Below are 23691 nucleotides of genomic sequence, written 5' to 3' on the forward strand. Positions count from 1 at the left end.
GGCTGTTTGCTATTGGCAGTTGGCTAAAAAAGTTTCAGGTTTCGGGTTCCATGTTTCAAGTTCCGTGTTTCAAGTTCCGTGTTTAGAGTTCCATGTTTCAGATTCCATGTTTCAAGTTCCGTGTTTCGGGTTTCGGATTTCAGGTTTCGGGTTTTAAAACTCACCACTGATCGGTCATCACTGATTTTTTTTATTCACTACTCACCATTCACTTCTCACCATTCACTACTCACCATCTTAAGCCTATTTTATAATTATCAATTTTCCGCTACCAACTAAGTTGTGGTTTGATTTAATTTGAAATATAAATTGCCCTGGAGGCAATGAATGCACTGCGACATATTGTTGCGAAGAATTAATATTACTTGTCTGCATTAAAACTCCATTCAGATCATAAATATCAACGATAAATTCACCGTCAGGTAAATTAGAGAAAGATATCTGATTGTCAGATGGGTTTGGATATACAATTACTTTTTGGAATAGCTGATCATCCGCAATAAAATCAGGAATATACAACTGCAATGTTGTATAGGCTGTGTTTGTAATTACTGCGGGATTATAATCAAAATAAATAGCTGCATTATTTTTAATTTGTGTACCAACTGGCAGGCCGGGTTGCAGATCAACTTCAAACTTTACAAAGCCCTGGCTGCCGGGTTCATCAATAAAGCTGTAGGGCAAATTAATATTATTAAATGTCCATTTCACGATATTAGGATAAATAAAATCCAATGTATAATTATGGCTTGCAGAGAGCATGTGAAAACTTTCAAATAAAATTTCAGATGACAGTGTATCATACACTACAATAAATGTTGCCGAATCATTACCTAAATTTTGAAATTCAATTTTATATTCCAGATGCGAAGTAGCAGGATCAACATAACCCAAATCAGTTTCGCCGGCAGGTATGGCTGATTTATGATTGGGATCAAAGGAAGCTGCGGCAATCAATGTTAAAGTATCTACATTATTTTCTAATGTGCTTTCACTTGTGGAATTTACTACAACGCCATGTAACATTACTTCATCACCAATTAATGATGTATCGTTGTCAGTAATAATAAAGAGATTGATATTAAAGCTTTCAAGTGCATTCAAATTTGAAATCTCCCATGTTCCTATATCCCCGGAATAGGTAGCTGCAGATGGCGTGGAAGATTCAAGTGTAAATGCCGAATCAAAATAAAGCGTAAGCACCACATCGCCGGCAGTTAATATACCTTCGTTTTTTATGGTTGCAGAATAAAATGAGTTGAAACCGAGCTTTGCCACTCCACCGTCAACCTGTAGTGTAAGATCAGAATAAATTTCATCAGAATTTTTAGCAAAATAGAGTGTATCTAAAATCATTGCAATTGAATCTACATATATAGAATAGTAATCAGACAAGGGAGATGTTTGATAAAACAGGTCGGGCTGTGCAGTGTAAATATTATAATCGCCCGGCGTGTATGCAAATGTTGTAAATACACCCTGCGAGTTAGTGGCTGTATATATGCCTTCGTCAATTATACTTACCAATTGATCCGGTAAATCAACATCGCCGTCATCATAGATTAAATTGTTATTAGCATCGTAGAATACTTTTCCTACTATTTCAACACGGTCTGAATTGCCAAGCGAATCGCCTTTCATTAAAAAAGCATCTGGAGTATAATGAGTGCTTCCACCAGCAAATAAATAGCCGTTGTCCGATGTGGAAATTGTAGTAAATAAAGAAAAATTATCAGTATTGCTGTTAATGAATTTTTCGTTGATAAAATTTCCGTCCTCATCAAAAGTAAAGAGATTAAGATCGCCTTCACTCCAATACGTAAAATCTAAAGGACCATACATGGCAATGGCAATGGAGCCATCATTTTTCTCCATGATGTTTTTTAATTCATAATTATAATATTCAGGATATTCCTGCTGCCAGATGATATCTCCGGTAGCGGATCGCTTTTGCAATATCCATCCTTGGTATGTATCATCATAAGTGGGGTAATCATGATTATCGGCAAAAAGATACAAGTAACTGCCGTCATCCAATACCTCTATTTTACGAATTGTAAGATCTGCAATCTCCTCAAAAAACACAAGCTCACCATCCATATTTATTTTTCGAAGAGAGGAATAAAAGCTTTCCACAAGATTTTCCGATGCATCAAAATAGCTAAATCTATGTGCGGAGCTTATAAGATATCCGTCCTCAGTTTGTACTATGTAACACAATGGCATAAAAGCGGAATCAACCGAAAATTCATAAGTCCATTCAAGACTACCTGCTGATGAATATTTTTCAAGCACAATTTCTCTATCAGGATAAGCATAAGTAAGATCATAAGCCAACATCACAGGTAAAATATAGCCGCCGTCATCCGTAAAAACAAATGCGCCTGACATATAATAATCTTCTTCAGGGTTTGCTAAAGAAATATCACTAATAATTGAACCGGTTAATGAGAATTTCTTTATACGAGTTGAATCTACGTAAAGGCTATAATACACTACACCAATATTTCCATCGCTGCAAGCTTGTATGGTAGCCACTTTATAAGGATAGGCCACTGAATCAATCCAAAGTAAATCACCGAATTTATCTGTCTTTGCAATAAATTGATGTGAGCCATCTTCAGCAGAGAATGATCCGCCATAATAAAAATAACCACTGTCAATATTTTGAATAACATCGTGAATACTTGTTGTTTCAAAACCGAATATGGGATCCAAATCATAAGTTTTTCTGAAAGTATTTTGAGCTGAGATTGAACCGATAGAAAATAATATAGAACATATTATAACCGGAAGTGATAATTTAAAAAGTAGATTATTTTTCATAAAATAAGTTGAATGTTCAAAATTTAAAGATGAGTAAACTTAAGAAAATTATTTAGTGATCTACAATTTTTTATTAATGCCAATTTCTGTTTTAATGGTTATTATAAAAATATATTAATACAGGTAAAGAGTTATCAGAAGTTTGCAATGTTTTCATGAGATATTGTATTTAATACAACATGTATAAGAAAAAAAAGCAAAGTTTGAGTTTCATGTTAAGAAAATAAGTTGAATGTCAAATTCCTGATTTTCAATTTATATCACAACCAGCCATAGCCATAGTCTTCGCTTTTGCTTTTGCATTTTTAATTTGCACATTTGCACATCAATCACATTCTCACATTAATCACATTATCCTCATCAGCTAATCAGCTATTTGCTAATCTGCTAATTAATTACCCAATACTATTTAAATAATTTCTCCGAATACTTCACCCGCCTATCTTCATTTATTTGAAGAACATACACACCCGGTGGCAGCATAGAAATATCCACTTTCGTATTTGTTGTATTTATTTTTTCCTGCAACACAACTCTTCCATCTGCACTGTAAATTTTTAGAAGATCATTTGCATTTATATCTCCTGAAATAATGATGTATTCATTTGCAGGGTTGGGATAAATTTGAATTGCATTTTCATTCTTTAAATCGGTTGCAGAAATAATAATACTATCACATTCATAACCCGGCAATGCCCCAAGATTATAATTAGGCATATTTGGAAGACCTAAAATTATCCCGTTACCATTGAGCGAAATTGATAATGTATCAAAATCGCAAGTGAGACCTGAAGAATTTGGACTATTGATTACAGATAAATTTGTATTTGGTATCCCAAATAAGGTAGTGGGTGGAGAGCTTTTATAAGAAGTGCAAACATAAATTTTATTATCTGATCCTAATTGCAATTGTCCTAAAAGATAATCACTTAAGTTTTCTTTATAAATTAACGTTTTTGTACTTTCAATATCAGGGTTACAATTAATGCAATACTGTATCAATTCGGTATTGCTTGCAGGTCCGTAATTACCACTGACATATAATTTTGTCCCATCTGGAGACCATTCCAACCCATAGGCGGGGTAATCATAAACATTCGATAATGATTGCCAGTTGGAAAATAAGCCGGAATTCCTATCAAAATTATAAATATCAACAAATGTGTTACGTGCAAGAGCTAATTTGTTGCCATCTCTGGTAAATTTCATCTGTCCTGCACCTGCCACTTCATCAAATTCATATTCTTCGCCATAATATTGAAGAAAGGGACCTTCGATACTCGAAGCAGTAATCAAATATGTAAGAAAATAAAAAGCGGAATCACCTTCTAATACATCTGGCCAGCCTCTTAAAACCAGCCACCAGTCGCAACCGTTTGCATGCTTAACTGCTTGCATTTTCTCTGTTAACGATTTATCAAAGATTTCAATATTTTTATCTAGGACTATTCCCGTTGAATCACTCATATCCACCAAGGAATAAGCAAGACCAAAGTCCTTAATATAAAAAATATAATATTGATTATTACTATCAGGTTTAGGAACAATATTAACACCCTGCGTAATGCTGCTACCATATTCCACACCATATGGCAAGCCACCTATTTGCAAGCTATCACCGTTTGACATTAACTCATGGTATTTGTTCCAAATATTAATTCCATTTGTATAAAAAAGCAAATTTCCATCACTATCTGAGATGCTTGCATTAGCTTCATATCCATGCATGCTTGACGTAAATGACTCAATAATACCATCATGAAAATTTAATCCTGCACTATCCCCAAATACCCAATTCGCATCCTGTTGAGCAAAAGTATAGCAGCAGCTTATTGCTGCTGCTATACCTAATAAAATGCTTTTCATAATCCTGAATTTAATATGAATAATTTACCTTGATAAATGATTGAATCTTTTTGTTCAACCTTTATAAAGTATATACCGCCACTTAATGGTGATAGAATAAAAGGCATGTTTAAACTTACATTTGAAGTCCTAATTATTTCTTTACCACTAATATCAGAAATAGATATCAATGCAGGTATGTCCATATCAAAATCTCCTTTAAACATAATATACTTTTCTGTAGGATTGGGATACATTATTACTTTATCAAATAATTCACCTGCATGAATCTTTTCTACTTCTTCATCTTCCGGGTCTAGAATAACTTTAAGCATTGCTTGTGCTGCATAAACGGCAGGCCCGTTATCATAGGTATTTAATAGGGCAATCTCCCATAATTGATCTTCCATTTCATCGGTCATTATTAGAGTGCCGAAACTGTCAATATTTTGCAAATAAAGATCATTAACAAGTTGCCATTTTTCTTCCACAACATTACTTGGTGTAATAGATGTATTTAATACTAAAGCCTCGCTATAATTAGTTGAAGAAATAAGCGCCTGAATTTGAAAAAGTGTTGGAATATTAGTAGCTGCAATCGCATTATAATAATCGGCGACAGCACCTGTCAAATCTAAATCACTTTCTATGAAATGTAAGGCCTCATTCCAAAATAACCATGCATGGTAATAATACCCTCCATCATTTATTGCAACTTCTGCATCATTGTAAAATTCTGCATAGCCGGTATATTTATTAATAAAAATTTCCAATGAATCATCGCTCAATCTATAAGGGGAATAGCAATCTCCTGTAGAGGTAGAAATTAATCCTAATGGTGGCATCGCACCTGTTCCGTCATCATCTATAAATGTGCCCGAAAGATCATATACAACAGGAATGGTTTGATATCGCCATCTAACTGTAGAGGCATCTGTTGTTGCACCTACGGCATAAACTCTAATAGTACCGCTACCATACCAACTGTTGTCAGCAGCTTCAGATATAGCTTTTTCAATATAACTTATAGAACCGGAAATATTACCAATGGGTGGTGGTACAGGACCACTAATTCCCAATAGACCAACTCCTCTGATACTACTATGCATTTCATTGCAGGTAAGGTTGGTTTCCATTACATTACCCGTAAATATCATACTGTAAAAATCTCCATTTCCAGAATAATTAGCAGTAATTTCTGCATCCGTACAATCTTCAAAATAATAAGGCAATAAATCTCCTGTACAACTGCTGATTCCACAAGTACCTACACTACTGTTTAATTTTACTGTGGCTTTGGTGCACGATTCCATTCTTATTCCATATCCTTTTCCCGCTGTTTCAGGTTGAATAAAATTAACGATGTTGGATTCTACCAATGCCTCATTATAGTTGCGCACAAATATGCCTGTCTTCATATTTGTAATTGTATTATTCGCAACCGTTAACAATACATCACCAAAACCTATATCATCTGATACAATACCGAATGGTGCTTCACCTGTAAGTGGAGCAGTGTTATAATAAATAGTATTAAAAGTTATTCGTAAAGTAGAATTTATTTGATTATGTGTATTTATTCCAAAGGTTGAAAAGTCTGATATTATATTTTTGGATATAGACTGTTGCCCTGTTGAATTCTCTACATCAATTCCTGTTTCCATACTATAATCAGATGCTCCATCAATTATGTTGAAGCCAATATTTACATTCACATTATTTCGGGCAAGTATTCCGGTTATACAGTTTGTAATAATATTATTTGCACTAACCGAAGCGCTTGAACCTATTATAAGTGTAGAAATATCTGCTCCGGTGGAAGTACCAACAATTGCTTTACCTGAAAAGATATTTTCTCCCGTGGGCATGTTACTACTTACTTTAATATTATCAAACGTGTTGTTAGAAATATATACATCACTTCTATGTGTTCGAATTCCAACCCCTAATAGATAGAAATTATTTGAGGTGCTGAATGAATATGGTGTGCCGGTTCCAATTGTGAGTGCAGTTCCTCCACCGGTAGCATTTACATTATTTACAAAAATGCCGTAATCACCCATTTGGGCAGGCGATTTTTTTAGAAGAGGTGCATAGAAATCATTATTTATAATTTGAGCAGATAAGTTACCTGAATAACTGTCTATATAAATTCCTGTTTCATTATTACAAAATACATTTCCACTTATATACAATAGCGATTCGCTTGCACCATTTTCTGCATACACAGTTCTTGTTCCATCTTGTATGCGATTGTTGGTTAAAATCAAACTGCCGCCACCTTCCACTTTAATTTCATCCCACATTGCAGCCTTGCCATATATATCTGTATTATCTATTGATAGACTTCCCGTGCTGGTAACAGTTATAGTATGAAATCCATTAAATTCTAAAACAGATCCACTGCTAATTGTAAGGCTACCACTTACTGTAATATCACTACCTACACAGTAATAATCACTCCAAGTAGCAGTACCTGTAACATCTGTAGCGGCTGTGCAAGTGCCACTGCCCAAAGCAGCGCATTGCCCCCACGCAATGCTATGCATTGTTAAGAATAAAATAGTTGTTAGTAGATAAGGATAACTTTTATCCCACAACTTACGGCATTGATTAATGTAAATATTTTTCATGTTTTTTAAATTTTAAATTATGATTAATTAATTCTTGGTAATTGACATTTAATTAAAAGTTTCAAGTTTCAAGTCCCATGTTTCAAGTTTTAATATTACTCAAAACAAGCCATCGCATTTGTATTCGCATTTGCCTTTTTAATTTGCACATTAATCACATTCTCACATTAATCACATTAATCACATTATCCTCATAAGCTAATCGGCTAATTTGCTAATCTGCTAATTAATTTACCCAATACTATTTAAATAATTTCTCCGAATACTTCACCCAACCATCTTCACTTATTTGAATAACATACACACCCGGCGGCAGCATAGAAATATCCACTTTCGTATTTGTTGTATTTATTTTTTCCTGTAACACAACTCTTCCATCTGCACTGTATATTTTTATAATTGTTCCTGCATTTATATCTCCTGAAATAATGATGTATTCATTTGCAGGGTTGGGATAAATTGTAATTGTATTTTCTACATTATCATCATCATAAATTGAAGTACTGCTTGTATCGCATTCACTGCCGGCTAAAACACCCAGATTATAGTTGGGCATGTTGGGTAATGAACCAAAGGTTATATGATCTATTAAAGATATTGTTGTAGTATCATAATCGCATAATAAACCCAAAAGATTGGGACTATTTATTACACTTAAATGTGAGTTATAAAAATTATATCCTGATAAATCATTTCCATCTCTATTAACGATATATATTTTTTCATCAGGACCAAGTTGCATTTGGCCAAATAAATAACGATTGTTTTCGGCGTAAAATATAGTATCTTTTGTATCCTTTATTTCTACTTCACAATCAATACAGTATTGATAAATATTTTTTCTTGAAGGTGGCAAATCCATAGAACTTACATATAGTTTTGTTCCATTAGGCGACCATTCGCAGCCATATAATCCTTTTTTATCCACGGTATCAATACTATAAAACAATTCAAATTCCCCTGTGCATCGGTCAAAAGTATAAATGTCTAAATCGGTGCCTCGGATGCAGGCAAGCATGCTGCCATCTTGTGTGAATTTCATCTGACCTGGGAATACAGCCAAATCCATATTTAAACCTGTATATTGAACTATTACATTTTCAATAGTATCACCATGAATTAAATTAATTAACCAATTTAATGGATCATCTGCGTCCAAATATCCTGCATGATATCCTAATCTAACCAACCACCAATCTATACCGTTTGCATGCTTGACTACAGTCATCTTCTGAGTATATCCACTAATGCTGTCTATCCCCACGTTTTTTTCTATGACATCTCCAAAACCATCATCTAAACTCATATCTATTTTTGAATATTTTAAGCCTGATGAATACAGTCCTCCACTTAAATAAAATACATAGGCTATTTCTGAAAATAAGATAACAGTTACTCCTTGCGTAATTGAGGAATGCCCCCCGGTCTTTCCTATTTCTAAGCCTTCCCCATTAGGCATCACTTCATGATTTTTATTCCACACTTTTTCACCATTTGTGTAAAACAATAGATTACCCGCACTATCTGAAATGCTTGCACATGCTTCAAAACTTTCCATTACAGTTTCAAAAAATACCGGCTCACCTGAACTAAAATTTAATCCGCAAGAATCGCCAAATGCCCAGTTGTTATTATAGGATTGAGAAAAGCTATTGCATACGCATATAGCGCATGCAATAACAGTAATTAATACTTTCATAATCCTGTAGTTAAAATAAGTGTAAAGGTTGAGGTTACTCCTTCCTTAGTAGTGAGCTTCATTATATATAAACCTGATTGAAAATTTGAAAGATCAAGCCTAGAATTCTGATTTATATTCTCATTTATATATATCTGCTTACCTTGTATAGAATATATTTTTACTTCTCCTGAAAACTCATCTTGCGAATGAAAATATAAGAGACCGTTTGAAGGATTGGGATAGATAGTTATATTTTCTTTCTTTGCCATCTTCAAATCTTCTTCTTCCAATTCAAATGAGTAATCTCTTTCTATAATTGTATCCAGTAAAGCTTGTGCAATATGAACTGCAAAACCATATTCTTCTACTGGAAGTATTGCCGTTTCAAGTAAAGCAGCCCTACTATCATCTGTTAAAATAAATCTTCCATTGCTATCAATGTTTTCCAGATAAATTTGATAAACATTACTTACATATTCCTCTGCAACATTAGAGGGTAAAATATCGGAAAGAATTAGTGAGGAAGATAAAAATGCCCCTGTTGAAATACTATCTGCCATTTGATAATATGTAGGAATATTAGTAGCAAGTATTGACTCATATTTTGCCAAAAGCTCCGGACTTAGCAATTCAAATAATCCATCAATTCGAATTACATCTCCATAAAAAAACCATTGTGTGTAATAATAAGCTAAACTATATCCTATCTCAGTGGTTTCTGTCCACCAACCAAAATTACTTTCTAATTCTGCAAGTGCTAATGCAAGACTATCTTCCGATATCCTGAAAGGTGATTCACATAGAGGGAAGGTATTGTTTAAGAGAAATGGGTCTAAAGAACCAAATAATGCTGGATCTGGATCAATTAAAACATCAGGCATATCGTAAGCAGCCAAGTAAGTAGAAGTTACTGGATCAATATCTCGGTAAATCCAAATAAGTAGTTCAACATCTGTACCCCCAAAATGCCTTTCCCTATTTGCCGTGCTCGCAGGATGCCAGCTATTGTCACTGGGGTTACCACCGGCTTGCTGGATAGGACCTAAATAATTATCAGTTCCAACCACTAATACATTTTTTAAACCATAGCCAACCATAGGGCAATCATGAATTTCATTACAGGTTAAATTTCCATTCATGTTGTCATTTTCAATCATACATCCTGTAGTGCTGTAATACATATAATTTTTATCAATTAAAAAGTTGGGGCATTCAAATATATCTATTGCCAATCTTTTATTTCCACATATAAATGGATCATTACAATCGCCTTCAATATAATTGGAGAGGATGTCAGCGCCCGGACACATTTGAGCATAAATTCCATACACCACTGAGGAGGGAGAAGATGTACCAAGTTTTCTAAAAAATACTTGATTTGCTAATATCTGGGGGTCATTTACATTTTTGGTAATAATCCCTCTTTCTACCTCTCCAATTGTATTGGAAGAAATAATTACTGTATGAGAGGTTAAAAAAGTCGCATCTTCCACGTCAATACCTTCACCATTACTTTGAGTAGAATTAGTTATTGCATTTCCAACTATAGTTAATATTCCTGTATTAATATTAAAACAATAAATACCTTGCCTTCTGAAATTCTGAATAATATTATTCTGCACATTGTGGTTTGTACTTTTATTTAAAATTTGAATACCATTTCTCATATCCGGATTTGCAGTTGAATTACTTCTAAGCAAATTTTTAATAATAGAAGTATTCACATTTAAATCCGCAATTATACCATCTCTAACATCTACTATTTCATTATTTAATGATGTAAGAGAAGTACCTACTTGAAGACGTACTTGCCTTGGCGGATTTATAGTGGAAGTGGATAATATACCAATACGTCCGCCAAGATATGCTTCACCACCGGGAATTGGTGAATTTGATAAATCAAAGCCGGTAGAATGTATATCTCTTACTAAGTTATTCTGAACAGTTACGTTACTATTATAAGCTCTGATTCCAATTGCATAATCATGAATATCATTATTGGTTCCACCACCGGGATATGCTAAAGTATTTCCAATGATAATTGCATAAGGTGATGTATCATCTACATACACACCGTCAATCAAAATACCATAATCTCCAATTAATCCACTTACAGGAAGTGATGGTCCCGAAATATCATTATCTATAATTGTGGAATTTGAGGGTGTGCTTAAACTCCCTGTATAATAAATACCGATTTCATTATTAAGTAAACAACTTTCGGTAATATCAATTTCACTTTCTATTCCACCGGAATTAATTGCTTTAATAGCAATTTCTGCATCTTTAATTTGACTGTTGTTCATAATAAGATGCCCACCGGCTTCCACAACAATACCACCCCAAGTGGTAGATGCTGCATAAAATTCACTGTTATTCTGAATAGTCATTGTAAAACCATTCAATACAGTAATAGTGACGCCACTTGAAATAATAAGATCTTCATCTATAAGTGTCCAGTTACTGTTAACAGTAACATTTCCGGTTAAACAAACAGCCCCCCCGGTAAGGTTACCGATAATACCGGAAGTGGTTGGGGCTGGGCCATAAGACATAGTGCAAGTTTCAACACTAAAATCGCAAGATTGAGCTTGCATCTTAAATGGGTGAAAAAGTAAGAGAGTTAGTAAAATTAATAAGGAAGGAAGGAAGGAAGGAAGGAAGGAAGGATAACGATTATCTTCCACATTTCCAAACGGAGTTGTACACAAATTTTTCATGTTGTTTGATTTAAATGGTGAGAAAAAATATAGGTAAATAATTGATTTACAGGTTGCAAAAGCTTATGAAAAGTGTTGCTTTTAAAAGAAGTGAAGAAAGAATATTTCAATAATTGCATGATGATTGAAATTTTTGGTATTCCAAATCTAAGCTATTTTTTTAACAATGGTGTAACAGATAAGTAATAATGTAGAAGTGGAGAATTGTAGAACTGGAGAAATGTTGAATCGTTGAATCGGGGAACTGTTGAATCTTGGATGAGTTTCAGGTTTCGAGTTCAATGTTTCATGTTTCGGGTTTAAAAAAAATATGTTTTATATCAGATAATTATTTTTTCAATTTATATCACAACCAGCCATAGCCATCGCCTTCGCCTTTGCTTTTGCATTTTTAATTTGCACATCAATCACCCCGATAGCTATCGTGGGCACATTAATCACATTATCCTCATCAGCTAATTTGCTAATCGGCTAATCTTCCAATTGCCTTTTTATTTCTCCCCAAACCAAATTCGATTCATAGCCTTTACTGATTACAAACTTTGCAGTTTTATTTGCGGTAATTAATTGGTTTCTTACTTTGTATTTTTTTAATGCGGCTGTAATTAATTTCTGCATGGTTATTTTATAATCTGCTTCGGGAATTTCCATCATTGCTTTGCGAATACAATAGTCGGAAATTTTTCTTCTTTTTAACTCACGAATTATTTTTGTTCTACCCCACTTTTGCATTCTGAATTTACCTCCGGCATACGCTTTTGCAAATCGCTCTTCATTTAAAAAATCTTCTTGTGTTAATTCACTTATGGTTTCTTCTAATTCTTCACCATACACTTTTAATGCAAGTAATTTTGTTCGCACTTCTTCATGACATCGCTCCTGATAAGCGCAATACCTCCGCAACTTTTGCATAATATCATTCCGCACCATACAGTTTAAAAATACATAAGGAAAATTTGCAATTAAAATAACAGAAGTTTATTCCGGATACTCTGTTTCATAGCAACCAATATCAGGAAGTGTTCCGGGGAAAGGACGTTGTGCACCGGTGATATCTTCTATTACACCAATATCAATTCCTGCATTCACCGCAATAGAAAGTGAATCGGGATAATAATTTCTTTCGCCGATGCTTGCGAATTTCGGATCCATATTTATAATGCAATCCACAAAATTCGGATCTGTTAATTCAGTGCGTAAAATAGAGTGATTGAAGTTGTAATTAAATACGGTTGCGCCGCCGTCATTAGAAATATTTATCTCCTTCCCTTCCAATACATTTCCATAAATAATTGTGTTTGTGAAATCTGCTTGTTGCAAATCATTTACTACAGCCGGACCACCAAAAGAAATAAAATCTGATATTGATAAAATAGAACTGCGATGTGAGAGATAAGCAGAACCATAATTTGCAAATGTGCAATGTTTAAAATTATAAATGCCTCCACTTGCAAGTGCCACATTATTTTCACCGATGTTATAAATCAAACAATTTGTTACTTCCATTTCTGCATTCACAGCAAGCACACCACTTAAAGCACAGTCAAAAATGGAAGTGTTTTCTAAAATTAAATCAGGTCGTGTAACATCACCGAGATAAGAATTTAAATCCGGATTTGTAGATTGCAATCCCACCAATAAACCATAATTGGAATTTTTGATTGACGCATATTTTATTTCATTGTTTTTGCTGCTGCGCAATAAAGATATTCCCTCCCACTGTCCCGGAATTTCATTAAAAAAACTTTCTAATCTATCGCCTTCAAACTTTACAGTACTGTCTTTAGTACCTAATACTTTAAGCGTTCCCAACACATAAAAAGAAGAACTGCCATGCATATAAATTCTACATCCTTCATTAATAGTTAAAGTGCAAAGTGTATCCACCAAAATTGAATTATAAATTACATAGGGCAAAGTATTATCCCACACTTCATCGCAAATAACTACACCATCATAAAAGATTGCATTTTGTCCCCAGGCGACCAGTTGAACTTGTTGCTGATTATTATTGGTTACAAAAAAAATAGAATCTTCAACCACATAAGGCAATGCATTTGAATTGGGATCAATAGTAACTTCAACAAAAACATATATACTATCATCGGGTGGAATTTCAATATCCGTAAATTCAATTCCGGAAACTCCATCCACATTCATACGGAAAATAGAACTGCTGCCTCCTGCAAGTTTTAAAGATGAGATACGAATATTTTGATTGTATTTATTATAGATTTTAAACGATCTTGTAGCAGAACCCACAGAAGTAAATACAGTATCAAATTTTACTGTATCTCTTGAAAATGACAACATGGCACTGGCATCATCTATGAAAGAAATCTTACGGCAAGAATTAAAAGCGATTGCCGAAATTAATAACGTGATAAAAACAATTCTTAACTGCATGGTAGGCTTTGCTTGAAACGCTCGCATTTTCATTTTATGGCGTCAAAGTTAAAAAAGAAATGAGGCATGCGAATATTTACTTTACAACTGTTGCTTTAGATTAAAATATTTTTACACAACCATACGTCATGAGAAAGTATGGATAAAACATTAAGTTTAGACATGAGTGAAAGGCAAAGCCAAATAATCAGAGATGCTGTTAGCAATGAAAGTCCGAGGCTGTTTCGATTGATTCGTGGAAAGGTCGCAACAGATGAAGATGCACAGGATATTTTGCAAGATGTATTTTATCAGTTGTCGAATAATTCTGCAATTGCGGAGTCAATTGAAAACATGGCAGCATGGTTATTCAGAGTTGCAAGAAATCGTATTATAGATACTTACCGAAAAAGAAACCGAAACATTTGATTCAAGTGGAATTGGAACAGAAGAAGATGAAGGTGGAAGTTATCTCTCTCAAATAGGTGCAATCAGTGCAGATACAAATGATGACCCCGATGCGCTTTACGAACGCAATTTAGTTTGGGAAACTCTGTATGAAGCATTAACTGAATTGCCGGAAGAACAACGCAATGTTTTTGAATTACATGAATTGGAAAACAAAAGTTTTCAGGAAATTTCTGAATTAACCGGTGTAGGAATAAATACATTACTCAGCAGAAAAAGATATGCTGTGTTACACTTAAGAAAAAAATGCAACAGTTATACAATGAAATGTTGAACAACTAAAAAATATATTATGATGAAAAGTAAAAATAAAGCAGCAAGGATAATTGGCTGGATTATATTAGGAGCAATGATGGTTATCATTATGTCGTTGGCAACAATGTATTTATGGAATTGGTTAGTGCCCACGTTATTTAATGGTCCGCAAATTACTTTAATGGAAACAATCGGTTTGTTATTGCTAATAAAAATATTTACCGGAATATCTGGAATGGGATATCGCAAATGTGGAAGTCATAATATGCATCATCGTTCAAACATGTGGAAGAGTAAATGGCAAGAAAAATGTCGGGAATGAATGAAGAAGAAAAATTAAGTTTTAAAGAAATGTATTATCGCCGTTGTGGAAGAATGCCGGGATGTGTGGATGATGAAAAAATACATAGACTATTGACTTTGACAATTGACAGTTGACAATTGACAATGAAGAAAAATTCATTACTGATCACTCATCACTGATTTCTTCATTCACCACTCACTACTCACTATTAACTACAAAAGGGTCATTATTGATTATTGATAATTAACAATTTGCAGGTATAATTTTGTATATTTGAGTATGGAAAAAATGCTAAAAATTGTAAACATCAAAGACAGAAATACTGACTTTGCTTTTTGGCAAACACAGAGTGATTTAGAAAGGCTTAAAGCCATCGAAATTTTAAGACAACAATATATAAATTTAAAAAAAGATGCTCAGCCAAGACTTCAGAGAGTTTGTAGAATTATTAATCAAGTACAACGCTGAATATTTAATTGTTGGCGGTTATGCTGTTGGAATACATGGTCATCCAAGATATACAGGAGACTTGGATATATGGCTAAACCCATCCCCTAATAATGCAGAAATAATTCTTAAATGTGTAAATGAATTCGGGTTCTCTTCCTACGGTCTCTCTCAATCTGATTTTACTAAACAAGGTAACGTTATACAATTAGGATACCCACCATTGAGAATAGATCTATTGACAGAAATAGACGGAGTTTCATTTGAAGAATGTTATAAGAATCGCAAGGTTGTTACAATCGATAATTTAAATATACACTTTATAGGTTATCAAGATTTACTAAAAAATAAAAAAGCATCTGGACGATTAAGAGATTTAGATGACATTGAAAACTTAAAGTAATATTACTCTAAACTTTGCTTTTCAATATGCTGGGATATAGAAGTTAAAGCTGCCAATTTCTTTCATCATATTGTAAAAACCTTAGCTCAGTTTGATTGACTTTGAGCGCCTGCGCATACGTATTTATATTAGCAAGATTTGTAAGTGGCCAATTAATAAGATGAAAATCTCTGCTGTGTATGTTCTCACTAATTCTCCCGATGGAAATTTATAAAATCTCCGGCCTGCACATTATATTTTCAGAAAAACCGGCAACTACTTCCACCACATATTTTGCATTGCCTTTTGATGGAATTCCTTTTTCGCTAAAGGGCTGTGTATTTTCTGCAATATTTACAATCCTGAAATCTGCATCCACGAACATGATATCCAATGGGATAATTGTATTTCGCATCCAGAATGAAAGCGGTTTATTCTCATCAAAAATAAATATCATACCCTGCGTTTCTTCCATCCATGGTCTGTTCATTAAACCTTGCTGACGTTCAGCATCATTTTCAGCAACTTCAACTTCAATCATTTTTATAACACTGCTATCTGCTTTATTAAAAATTATTTCACCTTCTTTCTTAAAAGTAAAATTGGTGTCGGTACCTTTTCCAGTGGGTTTATCAGGATCTTTTTCTTTACATCCTGTCATAAAAAAAAACAACTATAACAGCCGTCAGAATTCTAATGGAAATTAATGAAGACAATTTCATATTTTATAAATGATTTATGAATTGTAAAAATAATGATTGCAAGATTAATTGACATTTATTTATGTTTGTATGCAATCTTCAGCCAATGTATTCGTCAGTTTAGGATTACACACTTTGATAAACTAAAAATTTAAGATTACGTTTTCTTCCAATATGAAAATCCTTATCAATTATTTAAAACCACATAAGCTAACTGTAAGCTTAGTACTTTTTCTTGCTGCAATCAATATTGGATTTTCAATGATGGATCCGATAATATTCGGGCATATTGTAAACCTAGCTGCAGACTATCAATCCGATAACTCTTCTATTGCAGGTAGCGATGCTTTTTTCTGGAATTTCTCATGGAGTAATCCGGGAGTTTTAGCCTTATTAGTTGCTTCAATTACTGTTGCAATGATAAGTCGTATTGCCAAAAATTTTCAAGATTATTTTCTGAATGTAATCACACAAAAATTTGGAGCAGCTATGTTCACCGATGGTTTGCAACATGCAATGAAACTTCCCTATCAGGAATTTGAAGATCAACGCAGTGGAGAAACGCTTAGCATTTTACAAAAAGTAAGAACCGATACTGAAAAGTTCATGAGTGGTTTTGTAAATGTATTATTTCCAACAATTGTAAGTATTGGTTTTGTAGCAATTATTGCAAGTGGTATTCATTGGTCTTTACCTATTATTTATTTCGGCGGCATTTTAATTCTTACTCTGTTGACCAATGTATTGAGTAAACAAATAAAAGTAATTCAAAAACGTATTGTTGGGCAAACTACTGCATTAGCCGGAGCAACAACAGAAAGTTTACGCAATATTGAATTGGTGAAGAGTTTAGGATTAACTGAACAAGAAGTAAACAGATTAAATAAAAACACTTACAGAATTCTCGGTTTAGAACTCACTAAAGTAAAACGCATTCGCAGTATCAGTTTTATACAAGGCACATTTGTAAATACATTGCGGCAAGTAATTTTATTTATGCTGTTATGGTTGGTTTTTAGAAATGAAATGAATGCAGGCCAATTAGTAATGATGCAATTCTTTTCCTTCTTTGTATTTGGTCCATTACAGGAAATTGGAAATATATTATTGTCGTATCGTGAAGCCGAAGCATCCTTAAATAATTTTGAAACATTAATGTCAAAGCAACCGGAATTGATGGCAAAAATCCGCAGCAATTAGGAAGAGTTACTAATTTGGAATTTGATCATGTACAATTTAAACATAAAACTGCTTCAGTAAATGCAGTGCAGGATATCAGCTTTAAAGTGCGCAGTGGAGAAACTATTGCATTCGTTGGTCCATCAGGAGCAGGCAAAAGCACGATGATGAAATTATTGGTTGGATTATATCGTCCGCAAAAAGGAAAGATATTTTATAACGGCAAAGATGAAAACAGTATTGATTTTAATATGCTGCGCAATCAAATTGGATTTGTAACACAGGACACCCAATTATTTTCAGGTACCATTCGTGAAAATTTATTATTTGTAAATCCCGAAGCAACAGAGGAAGACCTTATTGATGTATTAAAAAAAGCAAGTTGTACAAATTTATTAACCAGAGCGGAAAATGGATTAGATACTTTAATCGGTGAAGGTGGTTTAAAATTATCCGGAGGAGAAAAACAAAGAGTATCTATTGCAAGAGCATTATTGCGCAATCCTGCATTATTAATTTTTGATGAAGCAACTTCCTCATTAGATTCAATTACAGAAGAAGAAGTTACTTCCACAATTCGTGATGTGTCATCATTAGGAAATCAAATCAGTATCATCATCGCACACAGGTTAAGTACCATTATGCATGCCGATAGAATTTATGTTTTGGAACAAGGAAAAATCATAGAAACCGGAACTCATAATGAGTTGGTGGAATTGAAAGGATTGTACTTTGCGATGTGGCGTCAACAAGCAGGTGAAAGGAAGAAACTGGTTAGTATGTAAATCCTAAAGTATTTTTTACATGTTGAATTTCAATTAAATTTTTTAAAATTGTATTTTCAGTTCCTAACAATAAACTTTTTTATATGCATAAATTATTTTTTCAGTACAATTATTTTGGAACAGCACTTCTGTTTTTAATTCTTGTTCTACTACAAAGAAAGCTACAACAACTTCAACTACAGGGACGGCATTAGCTACCACAACAGATGTAAAACCTATCGGGATGAAAACTGCGGAACCAAATGCCATAGTGCAGAAAAAAGCAGATGGCATTGATTTATTAACGTACTATGCATCTGTGAAAAGAATCTTTAAAGGTGATTTACTTGCCGCTATTCAACATGCCGAAGGTATAAACCCATGCCCAAAAAAAGCAGATAAACTAAGTGATGAGAATATTCAAATTATTGCCCTCCCCGGATAAATTCGGGAGCTATAGAATAGTTATTTATTTAACAACAAAAACCCACAATTATTGATTATTCAAACATCAATTATCCGGCTGTAATAGTATGTACAGTTATTGCATTTGTATTAGGTGCACTTTGGTACAGTCCTGTTTTATTTAGTAAAACTGGCAAAGAAGTTGGACTCACTAATAATGATTTAAAGAATGTAAGATATGTTTCAAATATTCGGTTCAGCTGTACTTATGTTAGTTATGATTATTGGTCTTGCTGTTTTGCGGAATGACAGCACACAGTACAAGCTTCATGAGTGGATTTACTTTCGGACTTTGGATAGGCGTATTTTTTAATCTGCCTCTTACGGTATAAATATGCTTTACCAGAAAATCATTGAAGCTGTGGTTGATTGATTCGAGCTATCAGATATATTTTCTCGCCATTAGTGGAGGGATATTGGTATCTGGAAATGATATATTTAATTCAAAAAAACCTCACGAAATCGTGAGGTTTTTTTATTCTATAAGACAATGAATTACATCATTCCATCCATTCCCCACCCATTGAGCATGGCATCTTTCTTCTCTGGCTTTATCCACTATTGTGCATTCAGTAGTCAATAATAATCCTGCGATTGAAGCCGCATTTTCTAATGCAATACGACTTACTTTCACCGGATCAATAACACCTGCTTTCAATAAGTTTTCAAATTTTTCTGTGCGAGCATTAAATCCGTAATCCTTTTCCTTCTTTCACTTTTTGCAAAATAATAGAACCTTCAATTCCTGCATTTGCAACTATCTGACGCAATGGTTCTTCTAATGCTCTGCCTACAATTGCAACACCTGTTTTCTCATCGGCATTTGCTGTTTTCACTTTATCAATGATTCAATTGCACGAATATAAACTACACTACCACGGGAACAATTCCTTCTTCCACCGCAGCACGAGTTGCAGCTAAGGCATCATCCACTCTATCTTTCTTTCTTTCATTTCACTTCGGTAGCAGCACCCCATATAGCACTGCAACACCACCACTAATTTTTTGCAAGACGTTCCTGCAATTTTTCTTTATCGTAATCAGATGTAGTTGATTCAGCTATTGATCTTATCTAGAAATACGAGCTTTAATAGCATCTTTTTTACCTGAGCCATTTACGATAATTGTATTGTCCTTATCTACAGAAATTTTTTCTGCACGACCTAATGAAGTCAAATCAGCAGTTTCCAATTTAAGATCTTTATCCTCACTAATAACAGTTCCTCCGGTTAACACTGCAATATCTTCCAGCATTTCTTTTCTGCGATCACCCAAAACCGGGAGCTTTTACTGCACAAATTTTGAGTGTACCACGAATTTTATTACCACTAAAGTTGTCAATGCTTCACCATCAATATCTTCCGCAATGATTAATAAAGGGCACCTTGTTGAGCAACTTTTTTTCTAATATCGGCAACAAGTCTTTCATTGTGCTGATCTTCTTGTCATGAATCAAAATATATGGTCTGTCCATCTCTGCTACCATTTGTTCTGCATTGGTAATAAGAAGTATGGCGATATATAACCACGATCGAGTGCATACCTTCTACTACATCCACATAAGTTTCTGTACCTTTTGCTTCTTCAACAGTGATAACACCATCTTAGAAACTTTCACCATTGCCTCAGCAAATTAATTTTTCAGTGTAGAAATCATTGTTTGCAGAAATGGAAGCTACTTGTTGAATTTTGCTATTGTCGTTTCCAACATTTTTAGCTTGTTTTCAAATCTTCAACAACAGCTAAAACAGCTTTATCAATTCCTCTTTTTAAATCCAGTGGGTTTTGCACCTGCTGCACATTTTTAATCCTGGGAGGTCATAATTGCCTGTGCTAAAACTGTTGCTGTAGTAGTTCCATCACCTGCTGCATCGCCGGTTTTAAAACCACTTCTTTCACCATTTTTTACCATATTTTCATTGCATCTTCAAGTTCAATTTCTTTTGCAACTGTAACACCATCATGGCAACTGCCAGGTGCGCCATATTTTTTCAATAACCACATTGCGACCTTTTGGGCCTAAAGGTTACTTTTAGGCGATGGCCAATTGGTCAACACCACTTTTAATTTTTCTCTTGCTTCAGTATCGAAGGAATTATTTTTGCCATAGTATTTTAATTTAATTACTTGTTTAATAAAATTATTTAATTAGATGATTGAGAAGATGTCGCTTTCACGCATGATGAGATATTCTTTTCCATCAATAGTGATTTCTGTACCTGCATACTTTCCGTATAAAACAGTTTCGCCAACGCCTCAAATTTACGGGCTCATCTTTTGGCCGGTCCGGCGGCTACCACTATTCCTTTCTGTGGTTTCTTTTTGCAGATTCAGGAATATACAAACCACTTTTTAGTGGTGCTTTTCCTGCAGCAACAGCTTGAATTACTACACGATCAACCAAAGGCTGAATGTTGAGATTTTACTTTTTGCCATATTGAGTTTTAATTTTTGTACGAGTCATAAAGGAGTCTGACGTCAGCCCTGTACGATTACTATACCACCGGATTTTGTCGGACATTTTTGTGGAGAGAGTAAATTATAGTCTTAATGCAATGACAAATCTGCCATAAGGTGGAGAATGTTGAGAATAGAAAACTATTATAGGATTGTGTCGGAATCTTGTTTTTCCTTACCATATTTTTCTTTAATCTTATTGTATTCTGTATCAAGCTTAGCACCTATATCATCACGTTAAGCAGACCAATAATTAAAAGCCAATCAATACTAACCGAACAATGGATAGATGAACCAATAACCCGCAGTTTCCCCTTGCTTGTAATTTGAGAAATACAATCCGACAAGGAAAATATTTACTACGATATAAGCAAACAGATGGCGTTTAAAGCAATGCATACCTCAAGCCATCTTCCACATTTCTTCATCAAGTTTTCGGTTCATAGTTGAATATTTTTAAAGATAGAAATATGTGGGTTTTGAATTGAAGTATTCTAATTGTAAAATAACTGGTTGAAGAAAAAATTAAAGCTTAAATACAACAACCTTAACAAATCAAGGGCTTAACCCTTTAATCCCTAATGGAAAAATATTTCATGTTATGTATTAGTCTGAGTCTCAATTGAACTTTTCATTAATACACATAACAAGCTATTGCATTCGCCTTTTGCTTTCGCTTTTCAACGATTACACAATTCGACAGTTCTACTATTACAGAAATTTCAATACATACTTCCCTTTCCATCTCTCCTTCAAAAAATTTCTTTGTTTTCACTTCAGCGGATTTTCCCGGGTTCATATAATTGTTTTTAGCTTTAATTTCTTCTAGGTAAAAATTCTTGCTCAATAAAATTATTATCGTAGAATGCGCAGACATATAATCTTTTCCATAATCCATTTTTCATCAGTGAAGTAGGTGCGTTGCGCAAATGCAGAGGCACGGATAAGTGCCTGTTTCCCGATATATTTTTTGCTGTTGCAAAGCAGCGTATGCTGGTGCACTTTTACTGAAGTAGCGAGATAAATTGTTGTCTGCGAAAGTGTAAGACTACATTCAGGATATCCCGCTGTATTCACCGCTTGAAAACATGCTGTTGCAAGTAACAATGCATTAGGATTTGCATTACCAATATCTTCAACTGGCAAATTAATAATCGTCAGGCAATAAATTTCGGATCCTCTCCCCTTCCATCATCCGTGTTAAATAATGCACCGCCGCATTCGGATCGCTACCTCGAATAGATTTTATAAAAGCGAAATTATATCATAATGCATTTCACCTTGCTTATCATATAGAGCGGTTTTCGTCTGCAATACTTCCATTACTAATGCATCAGTGATAATTAATTCATTCGCATCTTCCGAATCGCAAACAAGTTCTACTATTGTTTAATAATTTACGTGCATCGCCACCGGAAAACGAATGATTACTTCAATTTCCTGCAATACAATACTTCGTTTACTTAACACTACATGTTTTCAATGCTTTATTTAAAAGGGCTTCTAATTCTATTTTAGAAAAGTCTTTAAGAATATAGACATGACATCGGATAACAATGCAGAAATCACTTCGAACGATGGGTTCTCTGTTGTTGCTCCAATTAAAATAATTTTCCTTTTTCTACAGCTCCCAACAATGAATCTTGTTGTGCTTTATTGAATCGGTGAATTTCATCAATAAACAATAAAATTTTCCGCTTTTACCTGCAGTTTCTATTACTTGTTTACATCTTTACTCCGGATGAAATTGCACTCCAATGCAACAGAAAGGGAATATTGGTAGCACCTGCAATAATATTTGTAAAGTAGTTTTCCAACTCCCGGTGGCCCCATAAAATCATTGAAGATGGATTGCCGGTCTCAATCATTTTTCGCAATACTTTCTTCACCAACTAAATGTTGCTTTGACCTTCAAATTCATCTAATGTTTTAGGACGAAGTCTTTCTACCAGTGGAATGTTTTGCATTTTAAAAATACGTTTTTGTAATAAATAAAAATACCGCCCAGGATCCTTTTCAAAGATGGGTGATGACGAATCTCCGAATAGGTTTTAGCGGTATATAGAGATTAAATAATTTTCAAGCAGTCACCGGTATATATAGATCCGGATTTTCTATACGATTTTTGATCCCTTGCTCAATGTCCATGACTTTCAAATAATTCAAGACAATTTTCAAT

The 23691-nt window shown here is 34.1% G+C and carries 15 protein-coding genes and 4 pseudogenes; 6 read left to right on the top strand and 13 right to left on the bottom strand.

Features of this window, described 5'->3' with window-relative positions; all coding sequences use genetic code 11:
• Positions 1–243: 243 nt before the first annotated feature.
• The 7 genes from IPN31_12065 to IPN31_12095 all read right to left on the bottom strand — a co-directional run bounded on the left by IPN31_12065 (position 244) and on the right by IPN31_12095 (position 14138).
• Positions 244–2826, bottom strand: coding sequence for a T9SS type A sorting domain-containing protein (locus IPN31_12065; GenBank protein ID MBK8682618.1), 2583 nt, complete (start codon positions 2824–2826; stop codon positions 244–246).
• 405 nt (positions 2827–3231) lie between these two features.
• Entirely contained in the window at positions 3232–4692 is a 1461-nt protein-coding gene (locus tag IPN31_12070; GenBank protein MBK8682619.1) for a T9SS type A sorting domain-containing protein, read from the bottom strand.
• Positions 4689–7304: a T9SS type A sorting domain-containing protein gene (locus IPN31_12075; protein ID MBK8682620.1), complete on the bottom strand. Its 2616-nt coding sequence runs from the start codon at positions 7302–7304 to the stop codon at positions 4689–4691. Before IPN31_12075 ends, IPN31_12070 begins: the two co-directional genes overlap by 4 nt.
• Before the next feature lie 241 nt (positions 7305–7545).
• Positions 7546–9003 carry a T9SS type A sorting domain-containing protein gene (locus IPN31_12080; protein ID MBK8682621.1) on the bottom strand — a complete coding sequence of 486 codons (1458 nt, stop codon included), beginning with the start codon at positions 9001–9003 and terminating at the stop codon, positions 7546–7548.
• Positions 9000–11705 carry a T9SS type A sorting domain-containing protein gene (locus IPN31_12085; GenBank protein ID MBK8682622.1) on the bottom strand — a complete coding sequence of 902 codons (2706 nt, stop codon included), beginning with the start codon at positions 11703–11705 and terminating at the stop codon, positions 9000–9002. Before IPN31_12085 ends, IPN31_12080 begins: the two co-directional genes overlap by 4 nt.
• A gap of 471 nt (positions 11706–12176) precedes the next feature.
• The gene (locus IPN31_12090) at positions 12177–12635 is read right to left on the bottom strand and encodes a RecX family transcriptional regulator (protein ID MBK8682623.1); all 459 of its coding nucleotides are present in this window, start codon (positions 12633–12635) and stop codon (positions 12177–12179) included.
• Between the two features lie 48 nt (positions 12636–12683).
• Positions 12684–14138, bottom strand: a complete 1455-nt coding sequence (locus IPN31_12095; protein ID MBK8682624.1) for a hypothetical protein — start codon at positions 14136–14138, stop codon at positions 12684–12686.
• A gap of 135 nt (positions 14139–14273) precedes the next feature.
• Here IPN31_12095 and IPN31_12100 point away from each other — a divergent pair, with 135 nt between their 5' ends.
• The 4 genes from IPN31_12100 to IPN31_12115 all read left to right on the top strand — a co-directional run bounded on the left by IPN31_12100 (position 14274) and on the right by IPN31_12115 (position 15967).
• Positions 14274–14519: a hypothetical protein gene (locus tag IPN31_12100; protein ID MBK8682625.1), complete on the top strand. Its 246-nt coding sequence runs from the start codon at positions 14274–14276 to the stop codon at positions 14517–14519.
• 145 nt (positions 14520–14664) lie between these two features.
• Positions 14665–14832: a hypothetical protein gene (locus IPN31_12105; GenBank protein MBK8682626.1), complete on the top strand. Its 168-nt coding sequence runs from the start codon at positions 14665–14667 to the stop codon at positions 14830–14832.
• An 18-nt stretch (positions 14833–14850) separates the two neighbouring features.
• Positions 14851–15135 (top strand): hypothetical protein, encoded by a 285-nt coding sequence (locus IPN31_12110; GenBank protein ID MBK8682627.1) that lies wholly within the window; start codon positions 14851–14853, stop codon positions 15133–15135.
• 394 nt (positions 15136–15529) lie between these two features.
• Positions 15530–15967, top strand: coding sequence for a hypothetical protein (locus IPN31_12115; protein MBK8682628.1), 438 nt, complete (start codon positions 15530–15532; stop codon positions 15965–15967).
• Positions 15968–16175: 208 nt separating this feature from the next.
• Here IPN31_12115 and IPN31_12120 read toward each other — a convergent pair whose 3' ends face one another.
• Positions 16176–16607, bottom strand: coding sequence for a DUF192 domain-containing protein (locus tag IPN31_12120; protein ID MBK8682629.1), 432 nt, complete (start codon positions 16605–16607; stop codon positions 16176–16178).
• 214 nt (positions 16608–16821) lie between these two features.
• On the opposite strand from IPN31_12120, the pseudogene IPN31_12125 reads away from it, so the two are divergent.
• Together IPN31_12125 and IPN31_12130 are read left to right on the top strand one after the other, a co-directional pair.
• Positions 16822–18611: pseudogene (locus tag IPN31_12125) on the top strand (ABC transporter ATP-binding protein).
• 223 nt (positions 18612–18834) lie between these two features.
• Complete coding sequence (locus IPN31_12130) at positions 18835–19035, top strand: hypothetical protein (GenBank protein MBK8682630.1); 201 nt, start codon at positions 18835–18837, stop codon at positions 19033–19035.
• A 495-nt stretch (positions 19036–19530) separates the two neighbouring features.
• Here IPN31_12130 and groL read toward each other — a convergent pair.
• The 5 genes and pseudogenes from groL to IPN31_12155 form a co-directional block, all read right to left on the bottom strand.
• Positions 19531–21179 (bottom strand): annotated as a pseudogene (gene groL / locus IPN31_12135) (chaperonin GroEL).
• A gap of 24 nt (positions 21180–21203) precedes the next feature.
• Positions 21204–21468, bottom strand: a pseudogene (locus tag IPN31_12140) (co-chaperone GroES).
• A gap of 314 nt (positions 21469–21782) precedes the next feature.
• On the bottom strand, positions 21783–21911 hold the full coding sequence (locus IPN31_12145; GenBank protein ID MBK8682631.1) for a 2TM domain-containing protein: 129 nt from the start codon (positions 21909–21911) through the stop codon (positions 21783–21785).
• 235 nt (positions 21912–22146) lie between these two features.
• On the bottom strand, positions 22147–22287 hold the full coding sequence (locus IPN31_12150) for a hypothetical protein (GenBank protein ID MBK8682632.1): 141 nt from the start codon (positions 22285–22287) through the stop codon (positions 22147–22149).
• Positions 22284–23479 (bottom strand): annotated as a pseudogene (locus IPN31_12155) (replication-associated recombination protein A). Before IPN31_12155 ends, IPN31_12150 begins: the two are co-directional and overlap by 4 nt.
• Between the last annotated feature and the right edge of the window lie 212 nt (positions 23480–23691).

The sequence above is a fragment of the Bacteroidota bacterium genome, from assembly GCA_016715425.1.
Lineage (GTDB): Bacteria > Bacteroidota > Bacteroidia > Chitinophagales > BACL12 > JADKAC01.